The 22,554-nt window shown below is 31.4% G+C and carries 19 protein-coding genes; 16 read left to right on the forward strand and 3 right to left on the reverse strand.

Going from position 1 to position 22,554, the window contains the following annotated elements:
• Positions 1–88: 88 nt before the first annotated feature.
• Positions 89–1,432, reverse strand: coding sequence for an MATE family efflux transporter (locus KTF99_RS05855; RefSeq protein ID WP_003535189.1), 1,344 nt, complete (start codon positions 1,430–1,432; stop codon positions 89–91).
• Between the two features lie 961 nt (positions 1,433–2,393).
• Between KTF99_RS05855 and rnmV the strand changes: the two genes are divergently transcribed.
• From rnmV to KTF99_RS05890, 7 genes are all read left to right on the forward strand, one after another.
• The gene (gene rnmV, locus KTF99_RS05860) at positions 2,394–2,924 is read left to right on the forward strand and encodes a ribonuclease M5 (protein WP_008792443.1); all 531 of its coding nucleotides are present in this window, start codon (positions 2,394–2,396) and stop codon (positions 2,922–2,924) included.
• Positions 2,911–3,450, forward strand: a complete 540-nt coding sequence (locus KTF99_RS05865; RefSeq protein ID WP_051397582.1) for a hypothetical protein — start codon at positions 2,911–2,913, stop codon at positions 3,448–3,450. The genes rnmV and KTF99_RS05865 overlap by 14 nt, the downstream gene beginning before the upstream one ends.
• A complete protein-coding gene (gene rsmA, locus KTF99_RS05870; protein WP_022008126.1) occupies positions 3,450–4,256 on the forward strand; it encodes a 16S rRNA (adenine(1518)-N(6)/adenine(1519)-N(6))-dimethyltransferase RsmA in 807 nt (268 codons plus the stop codon). The genes KTF99_RS05865 and rsmA overlap by 1 nt, the downstream gene beginning before the upstream one ends.
• A 26-nt stretch (positions 4,257–4,282) precedes the next feature.
• Positions 4,283–5,026, forward strand: coding sequence for a sporulation peptidase YabG (locus KTF99_RS05875; RefSeq protein ID WP_003535182.1), 744 nt, complete (start codon positions 4,283–4,285; stop codon positions 5,024–5,026).
• A 4-nt stretch (positions 5,027–5,030) separates the two neighbouring features.
• A complete protein-coding gene (gene ispE / locus KTF99_RS05880) occupies positions 5,031–5,888 on the forward strand; it encodes a 4-(cytidine 5'-diphospho)-2-C-methyl-D-erythritol kinase (protein ID WP_003535180.1) in 858 nt (285 codons plus the stop codon).
• A gap of 99 nt (positions 5,889–5,987) precedes the next feature.
• On the forward strand, positions 5,988–7,367 hold the full coding sequence (glmU, locus tag KTF99_RS05885) for a bifunctional UDP-N-acetylglucosamine diphosphorylase/glucosamine-1-phosphate N-acetyltransferase GlmU (protein WP_003535179.1): 1,380 nt from the start codon (positions 5,988–5,990) through the stop codon (positions 7,365–7,367).
• Between the two features lie 9 nt (positions 7,368–7,376).
• Positions 7,377–8,333 carry a ribose-phosphate diphosphokinase gene (locus KTF99_RS05890; RefSeq protein ID WP_029481970.1) on the forward strand — a complete coding sequence of 319 codons (957 nt, stop codon included), beginning with the start codon at positions 7,377–7,379 and terminating at the stop codon, positions 8,331–8,333.
• A gap of 104 nt (positions 8,334–8,437) precedes the next feature.
• Here KTF99_RS05890 and KTF99_RS05895 read toward each other — a convergent pair whose 3' ends face one another.
• Entirely contained in the window at positions 8,438–9,586 is a 1,149-nt protein-coding gene (locus tag KTF99_RS05895; RefSeq protein ID WP_009299341.1) for an MFS transporter, read from the reverse strand.
• 163 nt (positions 9,587–9,749) lie between these two features.
• On the opposite strand from KTF99_RS05895, the gene KTF99_RS05900 reads away from it, so the two are divergent.
• The 4 genes from KTF99_RS05900 to KTF99_RS05915 all read left to right on the forward strand — a co-directional run bounded on the left by KTF99_RS05900 (position 9,750) and on the right by KTF99_RS05915 (position 16,595).
• Positions 9,750–10,640: a MurR/RpiR family transcriptional regulator gene (locus KTF99_RS05900; RefSeq protein WP_020994134.1), complete on the forward strand. Its 891-nt coding sequence runs from the start codon at positions 9,750–9,752 to the stop codon at positions 10,638–10,640.
• Positions 10,641–10,902: 262 nt separating this feature from the next.
• Positions 10,903–12,102 (forward strand): MFS transporter, encoded by a 1,200-nt coding sequence (locus KTF99_RS05905; RefSeq protein ID WP_009008499.1) that lies wholly within the window; start codon positions 10,903–10,905, stop codon positions 12,100–12,102.
• A gap of 46 nt (positions 12,103–12,148) precedes the next feature.
• Entirely contained in the window at positions 12,149–13,033 is an 885-nt protein-coding gene (locus KTF99_RS05910; RefSeq protein WP_029481966.1) for a LysR family transcriptional regulator, read from the forward strand.
• Positions 13,034–13,247: 214 nt separating this feature from the next.
• Positions 13,248–16,595: a hypothetical protein gene (locus KTF99_RS05915; protein WP_217215490.1), complete on the forward strand. Its 3,348-nt coding sequence runs from the start codon at positions 13,248–13,250 to the stop codon at positions 16,593–16,595.
• Between the two features lie 100 nt (positions 16,596–16,695).
• Here KTF99_RS05915 and KTF99_RS05920 read toward each other — a convergent pair whose 3' ends face one another.
• Positions 16,696–17,682 carry a helix-turn-helix transcriptional regulator gene (locus KTF99_RS05920; protein ID WP_003535165.1) on the reverse strand — a complete coding sequence of 329 codons (987 nt, stop codon included), beginning with the start codon at positions 17,680–17,682 and terminating at the stop codon, positions 16,696–16,698.
• Positions 17,683–17,816: 134 nt separating this feature from the next.
• On the opposite strand from KTF99_RS05920, the gene KTF99_RS05925 reads away from it, so the two are divergent.
• The 5 genes from KTF99_RS05925 to KTF99_RS05945 all read left to right on the forward strand — a co-directional run bounded on the left by KTF99_RS05925 (position 17,817) and on the right by KTF99_RS05945 (position 22,380).
• Positions 17,817–18,725, forward strand: a complete 909-nt coding sequence (locus tag KTF99_RS05925; protein WP_003535163.1) for an ABC transporter substrate-binding protein — start codon at positions 17,817–17,819, stop codon at positions 18,723–18,725.
• Positions 18,718–19,713 (forward strand): FecCD family ABC transporter permease, encoded by a 996-nt coding sequence (locus KTF99_RS05930; RefSeq protein WP_029481963.1) that lies wholly within the window; start codon positions 18,718–18,720, stop codon positions 19,711–19,713. The genes KTF99_RS05925 and KTF99_RS05930 overlap by 8 nt, the downstream gene beginning before the upstream one ends.
• Positions 19,707–20,681, forward strand: coding sequence for a FecCD family ABC transporter permease (locus tag KTF99_RS05935; RefSeq protein ID WP_008792434.1), 975 nt, complete (start codon positions 19,707–19,709; stop codon positions 20,679–20,681). Before KTF99_RS05930 ends, KTF99_RS05935 begins: the two co-directional genes overlap by 7 nt.
• Complete coding sequence (locus KTF99_RS05940; protein ID WP_008792433.1) at positions 20,681–21,457, forward strand: ABC transporter ATP-binding protein; 777 nt, start codon at positions 20,681–20,683, stop codon at positions 21,455–21,457. The genes KTF99_RS05935 and KTF99_RS05940 overlap by 1 nt, the downstream gene beginning before the upstream one ends.
• A gap of 110 nt (positions 21,458–21,567) precedes the next feature.
• Positions 21,568–22,380 carry a hypothetical protein gene (locus KTF99_RS05945; protein WP_029481962.1) on the forward strand — a complete coding sequence of 271 codons (813 nt, stop codon included), beginning with the start codon at positions 21,568–21,570 and terminating at the stop codon, positions 22,378–22,380.
• The last annotated feature ends 174 nt before the right edge of the window (positions 22,381–22,554 follow it).

Below are 22,554 nucleotides of genomic sequence, written 5' to 3' on the forward strand. Positions count from 1 at the left end.
TTGAGACATGCGCTCTGAGAGCAGGGCTATGCCCGCAAATGTAAAACCACCGGCTTAGCCGGTGGATATTTATTAAAAAGGTGGATCGTTAATCCACCTTAAAGTTATGAAGTTCTTTTTTTATTAAGATTACTGCAATGACACTGGCAATTCCTTCGGCAATAACAAATGAAAGCCAAATTCCATTAAGCCCTATTACTTTCAATAAAATATAGGCTAAAGGTAAAGTAATAATAAATTGTCGCAATAGTGAAATCGTCAATGATTGACGTCCCTTACCTAAAGATTCAAAAACTCCGGAGATAACGACTCCCATTGTAGAAAGAATAAAACATGGTGAAATCACTCGAAGACCAATAATACCAATTTCTAATAATTGTTCAGTTGCATTAAACCATGATAGGACTAATTCTGGCAATCCCATAAAAATAATTGTTCCACAACATAAGATCACCGCAGTAGAGATAATTGAAACTTTGATAATCTTTTTAACACGATCAAAATGCCTAGCTCCATAATTATAACTAATTAATGGTCGCATTCCCTGAATCAATCCATTAGCTGGCATGTAAATAAATGATTGAAGCTTGAAATATATCCCAAAGAAAGCGATTGCCGTTTGTGATACTGTCGCTAACAAACTATTAAGTAAAGCAACTAAGATAGATGGTAATGATGTCATCACCCCTGATGGGATTGCAATTGAATAGATATTTTTAATAATTTGTGCATTTGGTTTAAAATTTTTTAAAGATACTTTGATACGTGAAGTTTTTCTAAATAAGATAATTGCTAGTAAACAGGCAGTCATCTGACCGATGATTGTCGCAATTGCAGCTCCAGCAACCCCAAACTCTAAGTAACCGTTTATTCCAAAAATTAAAATAGGGTCGAGGATAATATTGACAATTGCTCCAATTCCTTGTAAAAACATGGGAATCATCATATTCCCAGTAGCTTGAAACATTTTTTCAATAGTAATATGAATAATAGAACCAAAGGTAAAGGTAATCACGATTGACCCGTATGTAATTGCATAATCTAAAACAGTTGGGTTAGTAGTAAACATCAAAAAGAACGGTTTCATTAAAAAGATACCAATAAAAACAAATAATAAAGAGTGAAGAATAGCTAAAAAAATCCCATGATCACTAATATAATTAGCTTGTTTTTCATCACTGGCACCTAAACTTTTAGCAATCAATGCGTTAATTGCTACCCCGAGACCTACTGAAAAAGCTAATGACAGGTTTTGAAGTGGAAATGCTAATGATAAGGCGGTTAATGCTTCCTCTCCCAATTTAGCAACAAAAATACTATCAATAATATTGTACATTGATTGAATTAACATTGAAATCATCGGGGGAATTGCCATTTTCATTAATAATGGGAAGATGGGCTTGTGAGCCATCATATCATATTCTTGATTCATAAGTTCTCCTTCCTTCGCAAAAAAAAGCTATAACCTCCCGTTTATAACTCAGAAACGTGGAAAAGCTATAGCTTATTATTTAAGCGGTTTATTAAGTTTGCACATCAAGCATAACGTAATTTTATCATGATGTCAATTAGATAATTTTATCTTTTTTAAGACTTGATCAAAGCGTTGATACAATCAAGATAGAAATGGGTAATCTGAGTCGTTGCTCTGTTCATGGTAGTGTAAAACCATTTGACCAATTTCTTTACCAAAAATATCATTGATCATTTTATAGGATTCTAGAGAGTATTTATGATTTTTTTCAGCAGTTGTTAAAGGACCTGTTTTAAGCAGAATACTTGTAGGAATATTAATTTTTCAATATTGTGAAGTATGGAAGAAATTATTTAATCTGGTATCAGACATATTTAACTCATGAGCAACTTTCATTGCTAATTTTTGAACTCAAATGCAATGTTCTTTGGTATGTTAACCTTTAGCTTGAAGTATTGTCATGATTGTATTTAACATAGTGATTAGCTTTTTATGATAATATAACTCATTATTGCTGTACAATTAAAAACAGTAGCTTTAATAATTTGAAAAGGATATTGTATTGTGATTGGGGAATTATTAAAATATCACTAGGGATCGATAGTTTGTTTTTTCAACCAGATAATATTACGTAAGTTTCTGTGGCGTCTCGAGTATCTAAAGCACCAAAGACACTATGCAGGATTCGGTAACGAACTGCCTTAATGCTATTTGCACAAAAAGTAATCTAGAACCATTTTCTTTAACTATTAGTTAATCCTTTCATTGAATTGTCCTTTTGATTATTTAATTAATTGTATAAAAAGAATATTATGGTGTTGATTTATATTGGTTAGATAAAATCGTTATTATGGGTAGCCCCAAGATTATACCTTTTATTTTAAGTGAAATATCGTTATAATTAGAGTTAGGTGAAATTATGAAAAAAATTAAAGAAATAGTCGTTGTTGAAGGTAAAACAGACACAGCCTTATTAAAAGAATTATTTGAAGTAGATACGATTGAGACACACGGATTAGCATTGGATCAACAAACATTAGAATTAATTCAAGAAGCAAGTAAAAGTCGAGGAATTATTGTTTTGACAGACCCTGATTTTCCAGGGAAAAAAATTCGTGATCAAATTCAAGCAGTTGTCCCTAACTGTCAACATGCTTTTGTTGCTAAAAAGGATGCTAGAGGTAAGAAGAAATTAGGTATTGCTGAAGCTAATAAAGAAGCTGTGATAGAAGCATTAGAAAATGTAGTTTCTTTTGATGTTAATCGAGAAAGCATTACTTGGAGTGAATTTGTTGCTTTAGATATTATTGGTAATAAGCAAAGAAGATTGATGGTGTATGAGGCATTTAATTTGGGTTATGGGAATGTCAAAACACTTTTTAAACGATTAAATATGGTTGGAATCACTAAAGAACAGGTGTTAGGGAGGTTAAATGATGGATCTAGGTAAACATAATGGTTATACATTTAAAGTAAGTAATGAATTTAAAGGGGAATATCTAGTCCCGATTATTGATAATTTAAAAGTGAAGTATCGTGATTTTTATGATGACTATGATGAAGTATATCATTGTAATCAGCTAGTACATATTTTAAAAGATGACCCTAATGTTAATGTTGATTATCATGTTATGTATAAGTATGATCAATGTGTTGGTTTAGCGATGGTAACAACGGGGAATATTAATTCTTCAAAATATTTTGATAAACCAGTCTTTGAACAAGGGGCTAATGCAATTGTTCTTAATTATTTCCATATTTCACCAAAGGCACGAGGAAATGGGAATTATTGGTTAAGAAATGTAATTATTCCTCATTATCAAGATAAAGAAGATTTGTATTTAAAGTCATCACATTCTAAAGCATTTAGTCTTTATCAACGTTTGGGTGAGGAGATTGGGTCGTATCAAACACTAAGTGATAATGGTGAATTTAAAAGAACAGGAAAGATTTTTAAAATCAAGGTGAATCAGTAATGAAGGAAATCGCAACTCCCTCGACAACAAAATATATTTTAGAAAAATATCATTTGAATGCGTTAAAGAAATATGGTCAAAATTTTTTAATTGATGTAAATATAATAAATAAGATCGTGACTAGTGCAAAGATTGATCAAACAACGGCGGTTATTGAAGTAGGACCGGGAATTGGCGCATTAACACAAGTATTAGGGCGTTATAGTGGAAAAGTTACTAGTTTTGAAATTGATGAGCGTTTTATGCCTGTGTATCAGGAGTTTTTAAATCAAGATAATATTGAAATTATCTTTGGTGATTTTATGGAACAGGATATTAAACCGATCGTTGATCAGTTAAAGCAAAGATATCAAAAAGTATGTTTAGTTGCTAATCTTCCATATTATATTACAACGGCAATAATTGAAAAAGTTGTGTTAGGAAATTTTGGAATCGATGAAATGATTGTTATGGTTCAAAAAGAAGTAGCTTTAAAAATGACGGGTATTTATAAAAATCCATTATTATTGATGATTAAAGATATGGGGACAATTGAATACTTATTTACTGTTAATAAAAATGTATTTATGCCTGCTCCGCATGTTGATTCAGCAATTTTAAAAATTGAGTTAAAAAAAGCACCGGATTTGAAATTATATGAAGTATTAAATATTTGTTTTAAACAGCGACGAAAAACGATTTTAAATAATTTAAAGCAAAGTTATGAGGAAGCTGAAGAAATTTTATTGCAGACGGGAATTGAAAATCAAAAAAGAAGTGAAGAATTAGAATTAGCGGATTTTAAAAATATCACCAAAATGATTTAATTACATATAATATCATGGTGATATAAATGAAAATTGGTGATATTGTCTGTCGAAAAAAATATGGCAAAGATATCTGTTTTAAAATTACCGATATTCAAGATGATGTTTATTATTTGACTGGAATTGAATATCGGTTAGTAGCTGATAGTGATGAGAGTGATTTGGAATTAAGTGATTTTAGTAGTGAGAAAAGTGATATAATAGTAGAAAGTCGACCATGTTTAAAAGGTAGTGTGCTGCATATTGATGGAGATAAACATTATCTTGACATGTGTTTGAAAAAATATGAAGAATTTAATATCAATGTTCATGGCTATTTTATGAAAGAAAATGAAATTAAAGATCAAATTATTCCTTTATTAGAAAAACATCGCCCTAATTTATTGGTGATAACCGGTCATGATGCAATGAAGAAAAATGGTAATCGCAAAGATATTAATAGTTATTTGCATACTAAAGATTTTGTAGAAGCAATTCGTCGAGCACGTTTGTATGAGGATGACAAAGATAGTTTGATTATTTTTGCTGGAGCGTGTCAATCGTACTATGAGCTTTTATTAGCTAGTGGAGCTAATTTTGCTTCTAGTCCAAGCAGAAAAAATATTCATGCGCTTGATCCGGTTTTTGTAGTAAGTCAGATTGCTAATGCGAGTATCAAAAATTATGTTGACTTAGAGAAAATTGTGGCTAAAACTTCAAATAAGCATTTAGGCGTTGGAGGGATCGACACAAGAGGAGTAGCACGAAAAATATATCCGACAAGTAGGTGAAGTAATGAAAGTAAAAGCATACGCAAAAATAAATTTAGCACTTGATGTAATCGGAAAAAGAGAAGATGGATATCATGAATTAGAAATGATCATGGCTCCAATTACTTTACATGATTTAATCTATATTAATACTATTGCTAGCGGAATTGAAATTGATTCAAATAGCAAAATCATGCCCACGGATGAACGAAATATTATGTATAAGGTTGTTGCTTTAATGAAAGAACGTTATAACATCAAAAAAGGGGTTAAGATCTTTGTTTATAAGCATATTCCTACTCAAGCTGGTTTAGCGGGAGGAAGTGCTGATGGTGCGGCGGTAATTAAAGCAATGAATAAATTATTTTATTTAAATCTGAGCAATGAGGAAATGGCTGCATTAGGAAAAGAAGTTGGGGCAGATATTCCTTTTTGTATTTATCAAAAAATTGCTTTAGTTAGTGGTGTTGGTGAAAAATTAGAATTTATAAAGAATTCTTTTGAATGTAAAGTATTATTAGTTAAACCTAAACGAGGGGTATCAACGAAAAAATCATTCACTAGTTTAGATTTAAGTAAAGCTAGCCATCAAGACTGTCGATTAATGGCGACAGGAATTGAAGATGGTAATTATCAAATAGTTATCGACAATCTTCAAAATACTTTAGAAGAGCCGTCAATCAAGATGGTACCAGAGATTGCTAAGATTAAAGAGGAAATGATGAAAATTGGATTTGATGGAGCTTTAATGTCTGGAAGTGGATCGTGTGTTTTTGGCTTGACACGTAATAATATTATTTTAGAAAAGGGAATGAAGTATTTTAAGGGAAAATATTATTTTGTAAGGAAAACAGAAATATTGAATGATGAGGAAATTGATTAAATCAATTTCTTTTCAATTTTACGACATATTTTATCTTTTTTTCCTTTAACAAATGTAAATTTTTTGTTATTATGTTGTTGTTAATGAAGAGGTGTGAAAATGAAAACTTATGCGGTAGTTATGGCGGCTGGTAAAGGTACCAGAATGAAGTCAGATAAACCAAAGGTTGTCCATGAGGTTTTATACAAGCCGATGATCAATCATATTGTTGATGAATTGAAACAAGTTGGTGTTGATGAAATCTACGTAATTGTTGGTCACAAAGCAGAAGAAGTTGAAAAACTGTTAGACGGGGTAAATATTATTTATCAGAAAGAACAGTTAGGAACTGGACATGCATTAATGCAATGTAAAGATGCTTTGGCAGGTAAAGCAGGAACAACTGTGGTGTTAAATGGTGATGCTCCACTAATTACTAGTGAAACATTAAAAGATTTAATTGCTTATCATAACGATAACCAATTAAAAGGAACGATCATGACATGTGATTGTGATTTAGATAAAAAATTTGGTCGTGTAATTAGAAATAATGATCAAGTAACGGGGATTGTCGAATTTAAAGACTGTACTCCAGAGCAAGTTCAAATTAGTGAGATGAACTGCGGAGAATATTGTTTTGATAACATTGCAGTATTTGAAGCGTTAGAAAAAGTAACTAATGATAATGCTCAAAATGAATATTATATCACTGATGTAATAGAAATCATGAATAATGATAAACTTAAAGTCGGTGGATATAAAATTGCTGATTTAGCTGAAGTTGGGGGAATCAACGATCGGGTTGAACTTGCGGAAGCAACTAAATCATTACAATTAAAAATAAATAAACAACATTTATTAAATGGTGTTAACATTATTGATATTAATAATACTTATATTGGAGTTGATGTAACGATTGGTGCTGATACGACAATCGAACCAGGATGTATTATTAAAGGTAAGTCAAGTATTGGCAGCAATTGCCATATTGGGCCTTATTGCGAATTTGATAATGTTGAAATTAAGGATAATGTTGAAATTAAATTCTCAGTTATCTCTGATTCGATTATCGAAAATGGTGTAGATATTGGACCATTTGCTCGTCTAAGAACTAACTGCCATATTTTAGAAGATGCTCATATGGGTAACTTCGTTGAAATGAAAAAAGCAGTCTTTGGAAAAGGAAGTAAAGCATCACATTTAACTTATGTTGGTGATGCAACTGTCGGAAGTAATGTAAACATGGGATGTGGAACAATTACTTCAAATTATGACGGTAAAAATAAATTCCAAACTATTATTGGTGACAATGCCTTCATTGGATGTAATAGTAATTTAGTTGCTCCAGTAACGGTCGGTGCTAATGCCTATGTTGCAGCGGGCTCAACTATTACAGATCAAGTTGAAGATTCCGCTTTTGCAATTGCTCGGGCTCGCCAAGTTAATAAAGATGGATATGCCAAAGTATTAGAAGAAAAAAGAAATCAAAAAGGAAAATAGGAGAAGAAAATGAAAAATAAAATAACTGTCTTTGCATTATCAGCTAGTGGTGAATTAGCTATCGATATCGCAGAAAAATTAGGAACAAAAGTAGGAAAAAGTAAAGTGCATCATTTTGCTGATGGAGAAATCTTAGTTGAAATTGATGAATCAGTACGTGGTAAGGATGTCTTTATTGTCCAATCTACTTCTAATCCGGTCACTGAAAACTTAATGGAAATCTTAGTTTTAGCTGATGCTTTAAAAAGAGCTTCTGCTAAAGAAATTACAGCAATCATTCCATATTTTGGATATGCTCGTCAAGATCGTAAGGCTAAACCAAGACAACCAATTACGTCTAAATTAGTAGCTGACTTATTAACTGTAGCTGGTGTAACTAGAGTTGTAACAGTTGACTTGCATGCAGCTCAAATTCAAGGGTTCTTTGATATTCCAGTTGATGAAATGCAGGCATTGCCACTTATCTCAAACTACTTTAAGAAGAAAGATATGGAAGATATTTGCGTGGTTTCTCCTGACCATGGTGGTGCCACTAGAGCTCGTAAATTAGCAGTAGCTTTAGATGCCCCAGTTGCAATTATTGATAAAAGAAGACCTAAACCAAACGTGGCTGAAATCATGGGTGTTTTAGGGGATGTATCCGGGAAGAACTGTATTATGGTTGATGACATGATCGATACTGGAGGAACTATTGTTGCTGGTATTGAGATGTTAAAAGAAAAAGGTGCTAAATCAGTTCATGTTGCTTGTACGCACCCAGTATTCTCTGGACCTGCAGTTGAAAGATTACAAAATTCATCTGCTGATGAAGTTGTTGTAACAGATACAATCAAATTACCTGAAGATAAAATGTTCCCTAAATTAAAGACAGTTTCTGTAGCAGGTTTACTTGCTAAAACAATCGAAAACATTGAAAACTGTTTACCAGTTTCTGATGTCTTTGAAATGTTTGATTTTGATAAATAATATTTTGTGTTTCTTAATGAAACTAGAGTCGTCTATTTGGATAAATTTAAAGGATATAATTTTTAAGATTATATCCTTTTATCTTTTTTTAGTTACAAATTATTTTAGAAAAGATGATATTTACGCCCAGAAGGAAGATGATAAAAGTAAGAAATTCCTAGACCAATTACAGCGATTAAAAATAAAATTAAGTAAAAATCAGTATAAGAATAAGTATCAAGTATTTTTCCACCAAGACCTTGACCAACAATTGAAGAAAAACTATTGAATGTAGAAACCCATGCAAGAGCACTCATCTGTAAATCAGAATCAACTATAGAAACAACGATTTTCATATTGAGCATAATAAAGATTACGGTTGATACAGCCTTAGTACCGATAGATATAATCACATGTATGATATTATAAGGAATAAAACAATATGTACCAAACTGAATGATTAATAAGATAAAAACAATTATTAACATATGACGATTTGAAATGTTATTCATAAAACGATGAGAATAATAAATAATTGGTAATTCTGAAATAGTAATCAATAAAATAATTGTAGAAACCTTATCAACTGAAATCCCTTGATGCTGAAACATTGCTGGTAAATAGGTCGTATTTAGGTTAGTTATCGCATAGAATAAGCAAACTATAATCAAATAGACGATAAAGTTTTTATTCCATAAGCCTAGGTGTTGTGTAGTCGTTTCACCATGAATATCAGAATTTTTATGTTCGTTTCTAGTACCGATAATACCTAGAAGACAAATTCCTAGGCTAATAGAAAAAAAGAAATACATACTTTCAGGTGAAATGTATTGATATATAAGACCACCGATTTGTGAACCAATAGCATATCCAATTGTTCCCCAGATTCTAATTTTTCCATATTGATATTTAGATAAGGTGGCCATTCTTTCAATAACCGGTTTAGTGCTGTTAAAGAGCCCTAAAGTAAGACTGTACAATAAAGTAATACTAAAAAGATGTTTTGCAAAAATTAGAGCTATTCCTAAAATTGCGGCAATAATTAAAACAACACTATTTACCCATTTTAAGTTAAAGTGATCATTTAGATAGCCTACTAGAGGCTGTAAAATTACTGAAACAATGTATGAAGATGCTACTACCAGACTAACTTGTGAAGCACTATATCCACGATCTAGCAGATAAACAGAAATCAGGCCTGATAATAACGCCAGTGATAAAAAATAGAATAAATACATTAATAAATAACTTAAGTAACTACCTCGATACTGCATTTAAATTGCCCCCTTTAATAATATAATCAAAATATCACAGCTATGAACGTGATTAAATATTTAAATATTATTTAGGCATAATGTTCACAATTAATAGTCAATATTTATTAAAATTTGTAAATAATATTCTCATTCTATATAATGAAGATATTAGGAGGTAATGATGATGTTGTTAAAAGAACAAATGAAAGCCTACCCCTTTTCACATAATGAACGGGTAATTATTGATTATATTCTAGATAAACAGATTAATATTAAAGACTATTCTGTTAAAATGATTGCTGATGCAACATTTACATCACCATCAACTTTGATTAGAATTTCGAAGAAGCTGGGTTTTCAAGGCTGGGTTGAATTTAAAGACGCCTATTTAGAAGAAGCAAATTATTTAAATAGCCATTTTTGTAATATTGATTCTAATTTACCGTTCAGTAACCAAGATTCTATTATGACAATAGCTAGTAAAATCGTAAATTTACACATTGAAAGTGCTAAAGATACTTTGTCTTTGTTCCAACATGATTCATTACAAAAAGCAGTACGAATTTTACACCAAAGTAAAGAGATACGGGTATTTACAATGTCAAATCTAAATTTTGCTGGAGAAGAATTTGTATTTAAATTAAATCGAATTCATAAAAAAGCCTATATTCACCCTATACAAGATAATCTATTTCATGATGCTGCAATGTCTTCACCTGATGAATGTGCTATTTGTATCTCTTATTCAGGTGAGTCTTCTAATATTGTGAAGACCGCTCAGATATTAAAAGAAAATAACTGTCCAATTATAGCTATTACGAGTATTGGGAATAATAGTCTTTCAGATTTAGCTACGGTTACTTTGCGTGTTACGACAAGGGAAAAATCATTTTCAAAAATTGCTGGATTTTCATCATTAGAATCTATCAGTATAGTTTTAAACACCCTATATGCTTGTTTATTTTCATTAAATTACCATGATAATCTGACTTATAAACTTGATATTGCTAAAAAAATAGAAAATGCTCCTATTATTAATAATGAAATTATAGCTGAGAAAGATGATGAGTAAAGTTAACACGATTAGATATCTAATTCTCTTATTGACATTCTAAGTATATCTGTTATGATATCAAAGAGCCGACGGATACATATTCCGCTTAAGTAATTAAGTGTCGGGGAATATGTAATGTTGAAAACACATTCTTTTAAGGATGTGTTTTTTATTTCAAATAAAACTATACATAAAACGAATAGTATAAATAAAATATAAGTATTAGACATAGTAATGCAATTGATTATAATGAAAGTGTAATCAAAGGAGGATAATTATTATGGATAAAAAAATACTTAGATTTGCCTTATTATCAGCATCATTATTAGTGGGGAGTGCTGCAGCGATTAATGCTAATATTCCGGCCATGGCACAACATTTTGATCAAGTACCATTATCAATGGTAGAAATGTTAACGACGGTACCGTCATTATTTTTGATGATTTCCGTTTTAACAAGTTCTTTAATTGCTAAAAGAGTTGGGTATAAGCAAACAATTACTATTGGGCTGGGAATTGTTATGATTGCAGGGATAGTACCGTTATTAATTGATAATTTTATGATTATTTTGATTAGTCGTGCAATGTTGGGATTTGGTGTTGGTCTGTTTAATTCACTATTGGTATCGATGATCAATTATTTTTATGATGCTAAAGAGCGTTCATCAATGTATGGATTACAATCAGCATTTGAAGGGGCAGGAGGAATTGCGATTACTTTTATCGCTGGTCAGTTATTAAAGATTAATTGGCAGGCTCCGTTTATTGCTTATATGATTGCAATACCTGTTTTCTTTATTTATTTTAAGTTCGTCCCTCAGGTAAAAACAGCCGATGTGATTAAGGCTAATGGTGGGGATCAAATAAAAAAAGAAAGCCATAAAAGTGCCGGCTTTTTGCCAGTGGTTTATTATGTTGGATTAATTTTTATGGCTGCAATGTTATATATGATCATGGGTATTAAGATTGCTTCTTTAATGACTGGTGAGGGATATGGAACAGCGAGTGATGCTAGTTTAGTAATTATTTTATTATCATTAGGTGGAATTAGCGCAGGACTATTATTTGGAAAAATCTTAAAGGTTTTTAATCAGCTTACTACATCGATTGGATTAATTATTTTAGCATTAGCAATGGTAATTTTAGGATTAAGTCAAAATTTAGTTATAACGTTTGTTGGTGGATATTTAACGGGGTTTGGTTTTAAAATTTTTATGCCAAGTTTGATTGATAAAATTAATAATTCAAATATTCCAAATACTACGTTAGCTACTTCATTATTATTGGTTGGATTCAATTTAGGGGTGTTTATCTCTCCTTATGGCAGTATTGTAATCCAAAGTCTTATGAGAACTGAAGCTTTACCAGCTTTATTTATTGCTAATGCTATAGGATTTATCAGTTTAAGTACAATTACATTAATTATTACCCTTATAAAAAATAAAAAAACAGTTAATATCGTTCAAAAAGTTTTAGAATAATAGTATTATAGATAAATAACTCGTATAATAAAAAGTGGTGATAAAGATGGATCTAAGAGTTCTAGAATATTTTTTGGCAGTAGTTGAATCAGGTAATGTTTCTAAAGCAGCCCAAAAACTACACTTGACACAACCGACGCTAACAAGACAATTACAGCAGTTAGAAGAAATTTATGGCACACGTTTGTTTATTCGTGGGAGTAGACAAATTACTTTAACTAATAGTGGCATAATTTTAAAACGTCGTGCGAAGGAAATGCTAGATTTGCAAGATAAAACAGCAGCAGAAATTAGAAAAAGTGAGTATGATATTTCGGGAGAAATTACCATAGGATGTGGTGAATCGAGTGGAAATAAGTTTTTACCAGTAGTTTTAAAGGAGTTCTCAAAACGTTATCCCAAAATTAAATATAATATTTATACGGCTGGTAGTAATCAAAATAAGGAAAAGATCAACGAGGGTTTAATTGATGTAGCAATTGTTTTAGAACCAATCGATAAAGACTATTACCAATACCTGGAGTTGCCTTATTTAGATAAATGGTGCTTGGTAATGAAAAAAGATGATTTATTGAAAGAATATGAAACAATTGAAAATCACGTAGTATCTAATTTAGTTCTTGGAATTGCAAATCGATTAGAAGTTAAAGAAACTTTCAAAAACTGGTTAGGTAAAGAGATAAATGCACAAACGATTTTAAATTATGATATTAATTCAAATTTAGCTTTATTAGTAGAAAGTGGTCTTTGCTATGGAATCTCGATTGATGGAGTTTTCAAAAGTAATGCTTATCCAAATTTAACGTACCGACTATTAGAACCAGAAATTGTTTCACAATCGTGTTTGATTTGGAAAAAAGGGGTAGTGACTAATCAAGCACTAGAGAAATTTATTGTTTGTGCGAAGGGATTGATTTCATCAAATCAGTAATAATATAAAAGACATATTCTTTAATAGGATATGTTTTTTATATTTTGTTGCATTATTGAAAAGCGATGATTAGTTAATGAAATCATTGTTTTTTGCACTAAAAGTAATAAATGTTGCATTACTGCAACGAAATTTATAATTGTCGAAAATCATTCCATGTGATAAATTTTTAATATGGGTTAGTTAAGGCTAACTAAAAAAAGAGAAAGGAAAAATGGACAGTAAAATGGGAAAAAATTTAAATAAAGCACTCATATCGGTGCTTTCATTGGGAATGATTGTTTCAATGTGCTCGATAACGGTTAATGCGGTTGAAACAGATAATGTGGCTAATTGGGTTACGATGTATGGAGATAATGGTAATAATAGTATTACTCCAGATACAGTCAATGATGCTGAAAGACTGATCAATGGTGATATTATTGCAACAGGAACTTTTGATGGCAATAAGGTAACAGGTATTGAACAGGCTAAAGGAAAGAGTGATGGTGCTGTTATGCTATATGACAAAAATGGCCAAATAAAGTGGGAAACTTTAATAGGTGGGAGTGCAGCAGATAGTTTTAATGCTGTAACTGAAGCTAATGATGGCAGTTATGTTGCAGTAGGGGTAAGCCAGTCTAATGATGGTAATTTAGCCAATCTTAATAAGGGGGGAAAAGATGGAATAATCGCTAAGCTAGATTCAAATGGAACTTTAATTAAGGTTGTTACCGTTGGGGGTAGTGATGCGGATGAATTGAAGGCTATTCAACCAGCTGGCGATGGTGGATTTATTGTTGCAGGTTATTCACATTCTACTGATTTAGATATGAACGGTTTGAATAAGATTGAAACTGATCGCGATGCAATTATTGTAAAGATTGACCAAGATTTAAATATTGAATGGATTAATCGAGCTGGTGGAACTGGCGGTGATAAAGCAGTCAAGAAAATGGATGAATTTACTTCAGTAGTTGCTAACTATGGCGATGGTAGTTATTTAGCAGTTGGTTATTCGAGTTCTAGTGATGGAGATCTCGAAGGATTAGCTCATGGTGGTAAAGATGCATTTGTTGTTAAGTTTAATGAAAATGGAACAAAAGAATGGGTAAAAGCTTTTGGTGGAACTGGAGATGATGTTTTTAATCATATAATTAGAGCTCATAATAAAAAAGTATCTACTGATAAAACAGAAATATCAAGCAGTGATATTGATAATGGGTATGTATTAACAGGAACGACTAACTCAAATAGTGGTATTGTTGGAAATGAAGAGGAAAATAATGTTGCATTTACCTTAAAGATTGATTCAAATGGACAAGTTGAATGGACTACAAGCCTTGCTAATAATAGTAAGACAACAGGAGATTATCTTTTAGCGATTAGTGATGGTTTTTTAGCGGTTGGAACCTTTGATACTAATGATCAAGATTTTACAGGGATAAAGACATACGGTAAAGAAGATATTTATATTGCCCACTATTCAAAGGATGGCACTTGTTTAAATATTTCAAGCTATGGTGGAGATGGAAAAGATAATCCAGAAGGAATTATTCCTGGAGCAAATGATGACTATATCGTCTATGGTAATACAAATTCTAATAGTGGCTTGTTTGAAGGAAAATTAAAAGGTAAGTATGATGGCTTTTTAGCTAGTTTAGCGGGAACAACACTAGAGCAATATGCAGAAGAAAAGTATTTAGTGCCGGTAGAAGCTTGGAAAGCTAATGAAGATAGTCTTTCAATGATGGCACCATTATTATATAAAGATGCATATGTTGAAAAAATTGGCTTTAAGTATACTGTAACAATTTATTTTACTAACGCAACAATTATGGGAACTCAAGTTAGCGCTTCAACATTAGGGGAAGTTAGTTATGAAAAAAATGGTGAAATGATAGCGGTGTTGAAAGATGAGTACGATGAAGTAACACAAGTAAAAACAGTTACGCTTGAAGTTGATGATTTAGATACACCGGTCAAATTACATATCGATAAAGCAATGGGAGATATACGTTTATCTTTCTCTAGTAAAGATATGGTAGAAACTACCAATCCGCCATATTTTGCTCCAGTTGAAGTAGAACAGCCAGACTTTAAAACTAGTTGGAAAGTAAATATTGGTGGTAGTGATTATGATTATACTGATGATATGACAGTTTTGAAAAATGGAAATATTGTTGCTGTAGGGCAATCATACTCAAATGATGGTGATTTTCAAAATCTGTTAAAAGGTGGTTCAATAGCTTATATTAATCAATATGATCCAAAAGGAGAACTTTTAAAAACTCTTACTTTAGGAGGAACAGAGTACGACTCAATTGCATATGCAGCTAAGGTATGTGGCCTAGATGATGGTGGTTTTGTAGTTAGTGGTGGATATCAAGAAGGGGTGTATGTGGCTCCAACCGGTGATTTTGCACAGTTAGATACTGCTGGTACCGTTCATGGTCAAATGGATACTTTTATTGCTAAATATGACTCTAACAGTAAGCTGATCTGGATGAGTAATTTTAGTGGCTCAGCCAACGATCAAGTTAAACAAATTAAAGCTACGGATGATGGCGGTATTGCTGTTTTAATAGAAACAAATTCAAATGATGGCGATATGGAAAATCAAAATCGAGGATTATATGACTTAGTCATAGTTAAATATGATGCTCATGGTAAAAAAGTCTGGCAACGAGTTTTAGGTGGAAAAAATATTGAAACTTCAAGTTCGGGATTAGATATTCTAAGTGATGGCAGTTTTATTGTTGCTGGTAGTCTTTCTTCAAAAAGTGGTGATTTTGCAGATGTTGACTGGTATGGAGATATATTTGACTGCTTTGCTGCAAAAATTAGTGCTACTGGTGAATTATTGTGGACTAAAGCTTATGGTGGCGATCGCAATGATTATTGTAATAGTGTCTTAGCTACTAGTGATGGTGGATTCATTTTAATGGGTAACACTAAATCAACTACTGACACATTTGCTCCAATTGGAACAGGGTATGACAATGCATATGTTTTAAAATGTAATGAAACTGGTGAGACAGAATGGGTCAATGTGATCAAGAGTAGTGAAGCTAGTGAAATGATAAGTGCGATAGAACTTGAAAATCAATATGTATTTATTGGTCAATCAAGAGGAACAGACTATGATGTAACAGGTCTTAATAAGGGAAGTATGGATGTTTTTATTGCAAATTATGAAAAGAATGGTACTTTGAAAACAATCGAAAATATTGGTGGTTCAAAAGCTGATTATGCTTCAGAGATTATGGTATTAAATGATTATCAAATTTCATTACTGGTGTATAGTGAATCAAATGATGGAGATTTCAAGAATCTAAATCGTGGAAAGTTTGATGGAATGTTAATGACATATGATTATCGTCAAAAAGCTGATAATTCAACTACTGACAAGCCAAATCAAGATAATGTAAATAATCAAAATAATAGTAATGTGATCGAGACAACTAATTCATCAATAAAAAATAGTATTAATACTGGTGATGATTCAAAAATCATTGGTTATAGTTTATTGGGTGGGACAATGTTAATAATTTTATTATTAACTAGAAAAAAATATAATTAAAAAGTACTCTTGTTAGAGTACTTTTTTATGGAAAAAGGGTATATAAGATAATATGGGAGGTTGATAATAATTTCTATTTGATTGAGAAAAAACAGCCCCTTTAGCGTTGTGTTAATTGGAATTGTTTAGGTGTTATACCAGTTTTTTTACGGTAAAAATAGATAAAAGAATTAGCATTAGAAAAACCTAAAGTCTTAGCAATTTGAATAATTGTAGATTGTTCAGATAACAGCATACTATTAGCCATATTTAAGCGTAAATTACTAATATAGTCATGAATACTACAATGATATAAGTATTTGAAACCAGCTGTAAGTTTTTGCTCACTAATATAGTGAATCTTTGCCAGCTCCTTAATTGTTGGGGGATGCTGATAGTTAACAGTTAGATCATTGTGAATCTGCTGGATTATTTCTTGATCATCATTATTTAGTAAGATGTTTCGACCGCATTTTAGTTTAATTGTAATAGTTTTAGATTGGGGATATAGAATATTATTTTGAGGTAACAGAAAGTAGACGATCTTCATTAATTGAGCATCAAGATATAGTTGTGAGATTGCTTTATTTCTTAAAGTGTCAGATATTTCTTGCATTAATTGTAAAAGTTTAGAGGGGAGTGGTCGAAATATTTTATTTTTTTCAATTTTTTCTAGTGTTGTATAGGAATATCCATATGCCGATAATTTTTTTTCGAAAAAATCTTTTTTTATGATTATATCTGTAGAATGATAATGTTGATTTTTTTTCCAAACTTGTAATCCACTACGCTTTGAACCATTTAAATAAAAACTAGAAGGCTCTAAATGATTATTATGACTCTCTTTTAAATCATACTCAATTTCACCAGTTAGAAGCATTCCTAGCTGTAGATATGTTTCACTTATTTCAAATGATATTTCAATATCATAGGGTGCAGTAAAATCACCAACAAAAAGTTCATACATATCTGCAATATGCACATGAATAATGAATTCTTCAGGTTGTTGAGGATTTATATATAAGGAAAAGTTATCATACTGATAGTATTGGAAAGCTAGTTTATTAAAGAAAATATTATAGTACTCTGTCAAATTTCTACATATCATAATTATCACCAGTTAAATTATACATAAAATAAATGTAAAAATACATAATATTAGTGAAAATATTGTAAAAGAAATTAAGGCATGCTAGAATCACAACATAAGTTAGCTAAAACTAACTAAGAAGGGAGATATAAATGAAAAAAGTACTATCAACTATATTAGTGTTAAGTTTATTTATTTTAACTGGTTGTTCAGCTGCCACTAAAGATACAATAAGAACAGTTGAAACAGTAAAAGGAAAAATAGAGATTCCTAATGAGCCTAAACGTGTTGTAATAGATTATTTTGTTGGAGATGCACTTGCGCTAGGAGTGGAGCCGGTTGGAACTACATATGTATACAAAGATTCTGTATTTGAAGAAGATTTGAAAGATGTACCTTCAATTAATGGTGATGATGCGTATGGGCAGTATAGTATGGAAGCAGTGACAAAATTAAAACCGGATTTAATTATTACATATTCTGAGGCTGATTATGATAATTTATCTAAGATTGCACCAACGGTACTAGTTGATTATTTAAATATGTCAACTGCCGAAAGAATCACTTGGATGGCTGATGTTTTAAATAAGAAAGAGGAGGGGAAAAAATTGCTTGCTGATTTCAATCAAGAAGTTGCTGGATATAAGCAGCAGTTACAGGATGCTAAAATATCTAACAAGACGATAACTTTGATGGAAACATATAGTAAAGAATTATTTGTATATGGAAATAAACAAGGTCGTGGTGGAGAAGTTTTATACGATTTATTAGAATTAAAAGCACCCGAAGTTGTTCAAAAAGAAATTATTAATGGTGAACAATATCGTTCTATTTCATTAGAAGCAATCAATGAGTATGCCGGTGATATGATAATGATTGGTGGCTGGCAAGAAGATCCTATGGATTTAGTTGGAAATAATAGTGTATGGAACTCAACTCCAGCTGTAAAAAACCAAAAGGTAATTACATATGATTCAAGTGCATATATCTATCAAGATATTTTATCAACAAAAGAACAGTTAAAAAACATTACTCAAAGTATTTTAGCACTGTATGAATAACCAACAAGTAAGAAAATGGCTGATAGTAGGACTATGTCTATTACCTATCATCATTTTCTTTTCATTAAAATTTGGTGCGGTGACAATAGGATGGGAAGATTTTTTTAAAATCATTTTAGGTAAAAAGAGTAATGGAAATGATTATGAAGTTATTATTAATCTTAGATTTCCTCGAATTTTAGCGACTGGAATCGTCGGTAGTGCATTTGCGATGGCTGGAGCAGCAATGCAAGGACTGACTAAAAATCATTTAGCTGATTCGGGAATTTTAGGAATCAATGCGGGTGCTTCTTTTATGTTAGCAATTTGCTTTGCTTTGGTCAGTCGCAGTAATTTTCTTTTAATGATGATGTATTCTTTTGTCGGAGCAGGATTAGGTTTATTTTTAACGATGACAATGGGAAAAGGGAAGTATACTAATAATTCTAAACGATTATTATTAGCTGGTGTTGCAGTCTCACTTTTCTTTACTTCGTTAAGCCAGTTTATAGCAATTTATTTTGGAATTGGTCAAGAATTAACATATTGGAATGTAGGCGGAACTGCTAATATTGGATATCAAGAACTTATTTTAGCGACATTATTATTTGTTTCTGGTCTATTTTTGCTTTTGAGGCAAGGGAAAAATATTACGATTATTTCAATGAGTGAAGAAACTGCTGTTGGTTTAGGGGTAAACGTTCCTCGTTGTAAAATACTAGTATGTTTAGTGGCACTGCTTTTAGCGGGAATGGCAGTTAGTATTGTTGGGTCAATTGGATTTATTGGTTTGATTGTTCCTTATTTGGTAAGACGATTAGTTAAAAAGGAGGATTATCAAATTATTTTGCCTATGTCTGCGATATATGGAGCAGTCTTTTTAATTCTTATCGATCTTATTGCTAGAAATCTACAACCACCTTATGAAACACCACTAGGAATAATTATGGCACTGATTGGTGTTCCATTTTTCCTTTTTATGGAAAGGAGCATAAATAAAAAATGTTAAAGAAAAAAAGAATAATCATTTTTCTGATAATCATTTTATTAGTATCAAGCTTTTTGTCATTCACGATAGGTCAGATGAAAATTGAATTAAGTGAATTATTTGATCCATATACACAATTAGTAATCTTTCAATTTCGGTTACCGCGTTTGTTATGTGCCATTTTAGTAGGTGGTGGAATGGCTTTGGCAGGACATATTTTACAAACAGTATTACAAAATGATTTAGCTGATCCGGGTGTAATTGGAATAAACTCAGGAATTTCATTCTTTGTTTTGTTATATATTTTAGTTAGTGGAACAGATATATTTTTAGATTATGTTTGGATGCCTTTAGCTGGAATGATTGGTGCTGTAATAACGATTGGTTTACTAATGTTTTTGATTTATGAAAAAGAACGTGGAATAGATCCAATTCGGATGACTATATGTGGGGTAGCTCTTAATTTAGGATTCCAAGGGTTAATTCTATTCTTCTCAGCAAAGCTGAATCGTCAAAAGTTTTCGTATGTGCAATTATGGAATGCTGGTATTCTAACAGGAACAGACTGGCTAAAAATAGCTTTATTAATAACAATATTAGTGATTATTGGAGTAATATTGTGGAAATATCAAGATGTTCTAAATATTTTTTCGTTAGGAAAGGAAAGTGTAATAACCTTGGGGGTTGATTTAAAAAAACAAACAATTATTTTAATTAGTTTAGCCGGATTTTTAGCAGCTTTTACCATTGCTTTTGGAGGTTCTATTCCTTTTGTAGGTTTAATCGCACCGCATATTGCAAGAAGGTTAGTTGGTAGCAATCATCGTTATTCATTATGGGTCAGTATGTTAATGGGAAGCCTTATGGTTATTATCGGTGATAGTTTATCAAGAAGTCTGATGAGTACTGGTGAAATTCCAACAGGGATTATTTTATCATTGATTGGAGTGCCGTATTTTATTTATCTATTAAAAAAGGAGAGAGCATGATGAAGGGAATTATTGAAGCTAGACAGTTAAGCACCGGTTATGGTAAAAAGATTGTTTTGAAAGATCAAAATATTGTAATTCCTAAAAATAAAATTACCGTTATTTTAGGACCAAACGGATGTGGGAAATCAACCATGTTAAAGACAATGGCTCGGGTATTACCATTAAAAGATGGTAAAATAATTCTTGATGGAAAAGATTTGAAAACTATGAAAACAGCTGAAATAGCTCAGAAAATAGGTTTTCTCTCACAAATTCTAAATACCCCTGAAGGAATAAGTGTTTATGAGTTAGTTAGTTATGGTCGTTATCCATATAAGAGGATATCATCGACTAAAGAAGATCAAAAGATTATTGAGTGGGCTTTGAAAGAAACCCAAACTTTTGAGATAAAGGATATGTTGGTTCATGATTTATCTGGGGGTCAAAAACAACGAGTGTGGATTGCGATGGTACTTGCTCAGCAGACAAATACAATTTTACTAGATGAACCAACAACATACTTAGATATTGGTCATCAATTAGAAGTATTAGAATTATTGAGTAAATTAAATAAGGAAGAACAACAGACAATTGTCATGGTTTTACATGATATTAATCATGCTTCACGTTATAGTGATTGGATCATTGCTATGAAAGAAGGCAAAGTTTTTAAAGAAGGAAGCCCAAAAGATATAATAACTTCAGAAGTGATTCAGGAACTTTATGGTGTTAAGACGCAAATTATTTTTGATAAAGAACATAATTGCCCAGTGTGTTTTTCATATGATCTTTAAGTAATAAGTAGTTAAAAATAGCTATGTTCATCATGAATATAGCTATTTTATCTTGTTTTAAAGGAATAAATACGATAATATGTTAGCATAAACTAACTTTGGAGGGGATTATGCAGCTAACAAAAGAAAAACTATCATATTTATTATTTTTATATAAACAAAGAGAAATGGATTACACAGTTACTCGGTTAGCGCAAGAGGTCGGAGTATCAAAATCAACGTTTAGCCGAGTATTGAATACCTTCTATCAGGAGGGGTTAACGACTGAAAAAGGGAAGGGAATTTTATCATGCCAGGGATGTAGAATGGCAAGGGAATATTTAAAAGATATTAATAAATTATCTGATTGGTTAAAATATACAGCTAATTTTGATGATGAAGAAGCGTATCAAGAGGCACTATCATTAGTTTTAACACTATCATCTAAAGCACGTGCTAAACTTGTTAACAACACTAGTAAAGAAAGATTATTTGAATTGATTGATAATGTAAAAGAAATTAGTGGAGATATGCTTAGTGCTAATCTTGATGATGGTCAATACTTGTTTGCTTTTACTGTTTATAAAGCTGATAAGATGGAAATATCAATGGCTAATGATGGTTTCTTTCATCCAGGAATATTGGATATAAAAATGGGACATGGAGGATTAGTTTTAAAGTCAAAAGAAGTTGAACGAGAATCGATGATGGGGAAAATGGTTCTTAAAGGGAAGCTGAGTTCTTTAAAATACCAAGTAGGAGAAGACTATCTCGAATGTCGTATGATCAAGGATGATTATATTATTCCTATTTCAAAATTACGTTTTCATTATTCAAAGGAAGAACGGATATTGCAAACGAGTGTAAAGATAAAGGTTAAACCAACGGTTGGTAAAATTCATATGCCTGAGAGTATTGCAATTATGAACGTTATTATAAAATAGTATTTCATCGATGAAACATCAAAAAATGCTGTATTTATAAAGAAAAAAGATATTTTTTGAAAAGATTGTTTCAATGGGGGCAACAAAATTAGTAGTTGTTTTAAGATTAGATGTATGTAAAATAATGGATGTAGTTAGTTTTAGCTAACATTAGCAGAGAATATATTCTCTATA

It is taken from the genome of Erysipelatoclostridium sp. MSK.7.34, assembly GCF_019041935.1.
In the GTDB taxonomy this organism is placed as follows: Bacteria; Bacillota_I; Bacilli_A; order Erysipelotrichales; family Coprobacillaceae; genus Thomasclavelia; species Thomasclavelia ramosa.

What these genes read in the sequence shown, in the direction of transcription:
- rsmA (WP_022008126.1), top strand. Translation starts at nt 3,450, where the DNA reads ATGAAGGAAATCGCAACTCCCTCGACAACAAAATATATTTTAGAAAAA.
- KTF99_RS05875 (WP_003535182.1), top strand. Translation starts at nt 4,283, where the DNA reads ATGAAAATTGGTGATATTGTCTGTCGAAAAAAATATGGCAAAGATATC.
- ispE (WP_003535180.1), top strand. Translation starts at nt 5,031, where the DNA reads ATGAAAGTAAAAGCATACGCAAAAATAAATTTAGCACTTGATGTAATC.
- KTF99_RS05920 (WP_003535165.1), bottom strand. Translation starts at nt 17,682, where the DNA reads ATGATATGTAGAAATTTGACAGAGTACTATAATATTTTCTTTAATAAA.
- rnmV (WP_008792443.1), top strand. Translation starts at nt 2,394, where the DNA reads ATGAAAAAAATTAAAGAAATAGTCGTTGTTGAAGGTAAAACAGACACA.
- KTF99_RS05865 (WP_051397582.1), top strand. Translation starts at nt 2,911, where the DNA reads ATGGATCTAGGTAAACATAATGGTTATACATTTAAAGTAAGTAATGAA.
- KTF99_RS05940 (WP_008792433.1), top strand. Translation starts at nt 20,681, where the DNA reads ATGAAGGGAATTATTGAAGCTAGACAGTTAAGCACCGGTTATGGTAAA.
- KTF99_RS05900 (WP_020994134.1), top strand. Translation starts at nt 9,750, where the DNA reads ATGATGTTGTTAAAAGAACAAATGAAAGCCTACCCCTTTTCACATAAT.
- KTF99_RS05890 (WP_029481970.1), top strand. Translation starts at nt 7,377, where the DNA reads ATGAAAAATAAAATAACTGTCTTTGCATTATCAGCTAGTGGTGAATTA.
- KTF99_RS05935 (WP_008792434.1), top strand. Translation starts at nt 19,707, where the DNA reads ATGTTAAAGAAAAAAAGAATAATCATTTTTCTGATAATCATTTTATTA.
- KTF99_RS05925 (WP_003535163.1), top strand. Translation starts at nt 17,817, where the DNA reads ATGAAAAAAGTACTATCAACTATATTAGTGTTAAGTTTATTTATTTTA.
- KTF99_RS05915 (WP_217215490.1), top strand. Translation starts at nt 13,248, where the DNA reads ATGGACAGTAAAATGGGAAAAAATTTAAATAAAGCACTCATATCGGTG.
- KTF99_RS05945 (WP_029481962.1), top strand. Translation starts at nt 21,568, where the DNA reads ATGCAGCTAACAAAAGAAAAACTATCATATTTATTATTTTTATATAAA.
- glmU (WP_003535179.1), top strand. Translation starts at nt 5,988, where the DNA reads ATGAAAACTTATGCGGTAGTTATGGCGGCTGGTAAAGGTACCAGAATG.
- KTF99_RS05930 (WP_029481963.1), top strand. Translation starts at nt 18,718, where the DNA reads ATGAATAACCAACAAGTAAGAAAATGGCTGATAGTAGGACTATGTCTA.
- KTF99_RS05910 (WP_029481966.1), top strand. Translation starts at nt 12,149, where the DNA reads ATGGATCTAAGAGTTCTAGAATATTTTTTGGCAGTAGTTGAATCAGGT.
- KTF99_RS05905 (WP_009008499.1), top strand. Translation starts at nt 10,903, where the DNA reads ATGGATAAAAAAATACTTAGATTTGCCTTATTATCAGCATCATTATTA.
- KTF99_RS05895 (WP_009299341.1), bottom strand. Translation starts at nt 9,586, where the DNA reads ATGCAGTATCGAGGTAGTTACTTAAGTTATTTATTAATGTATTTATTC.
- KTF99_RS05855 (WP_003535189.1), bottom strand. Translation starts at nt 1,432, where the DNA reads ATGAATCAAGAATATGATATGATGGCTCACAAGCCCATCTTCCCATTA.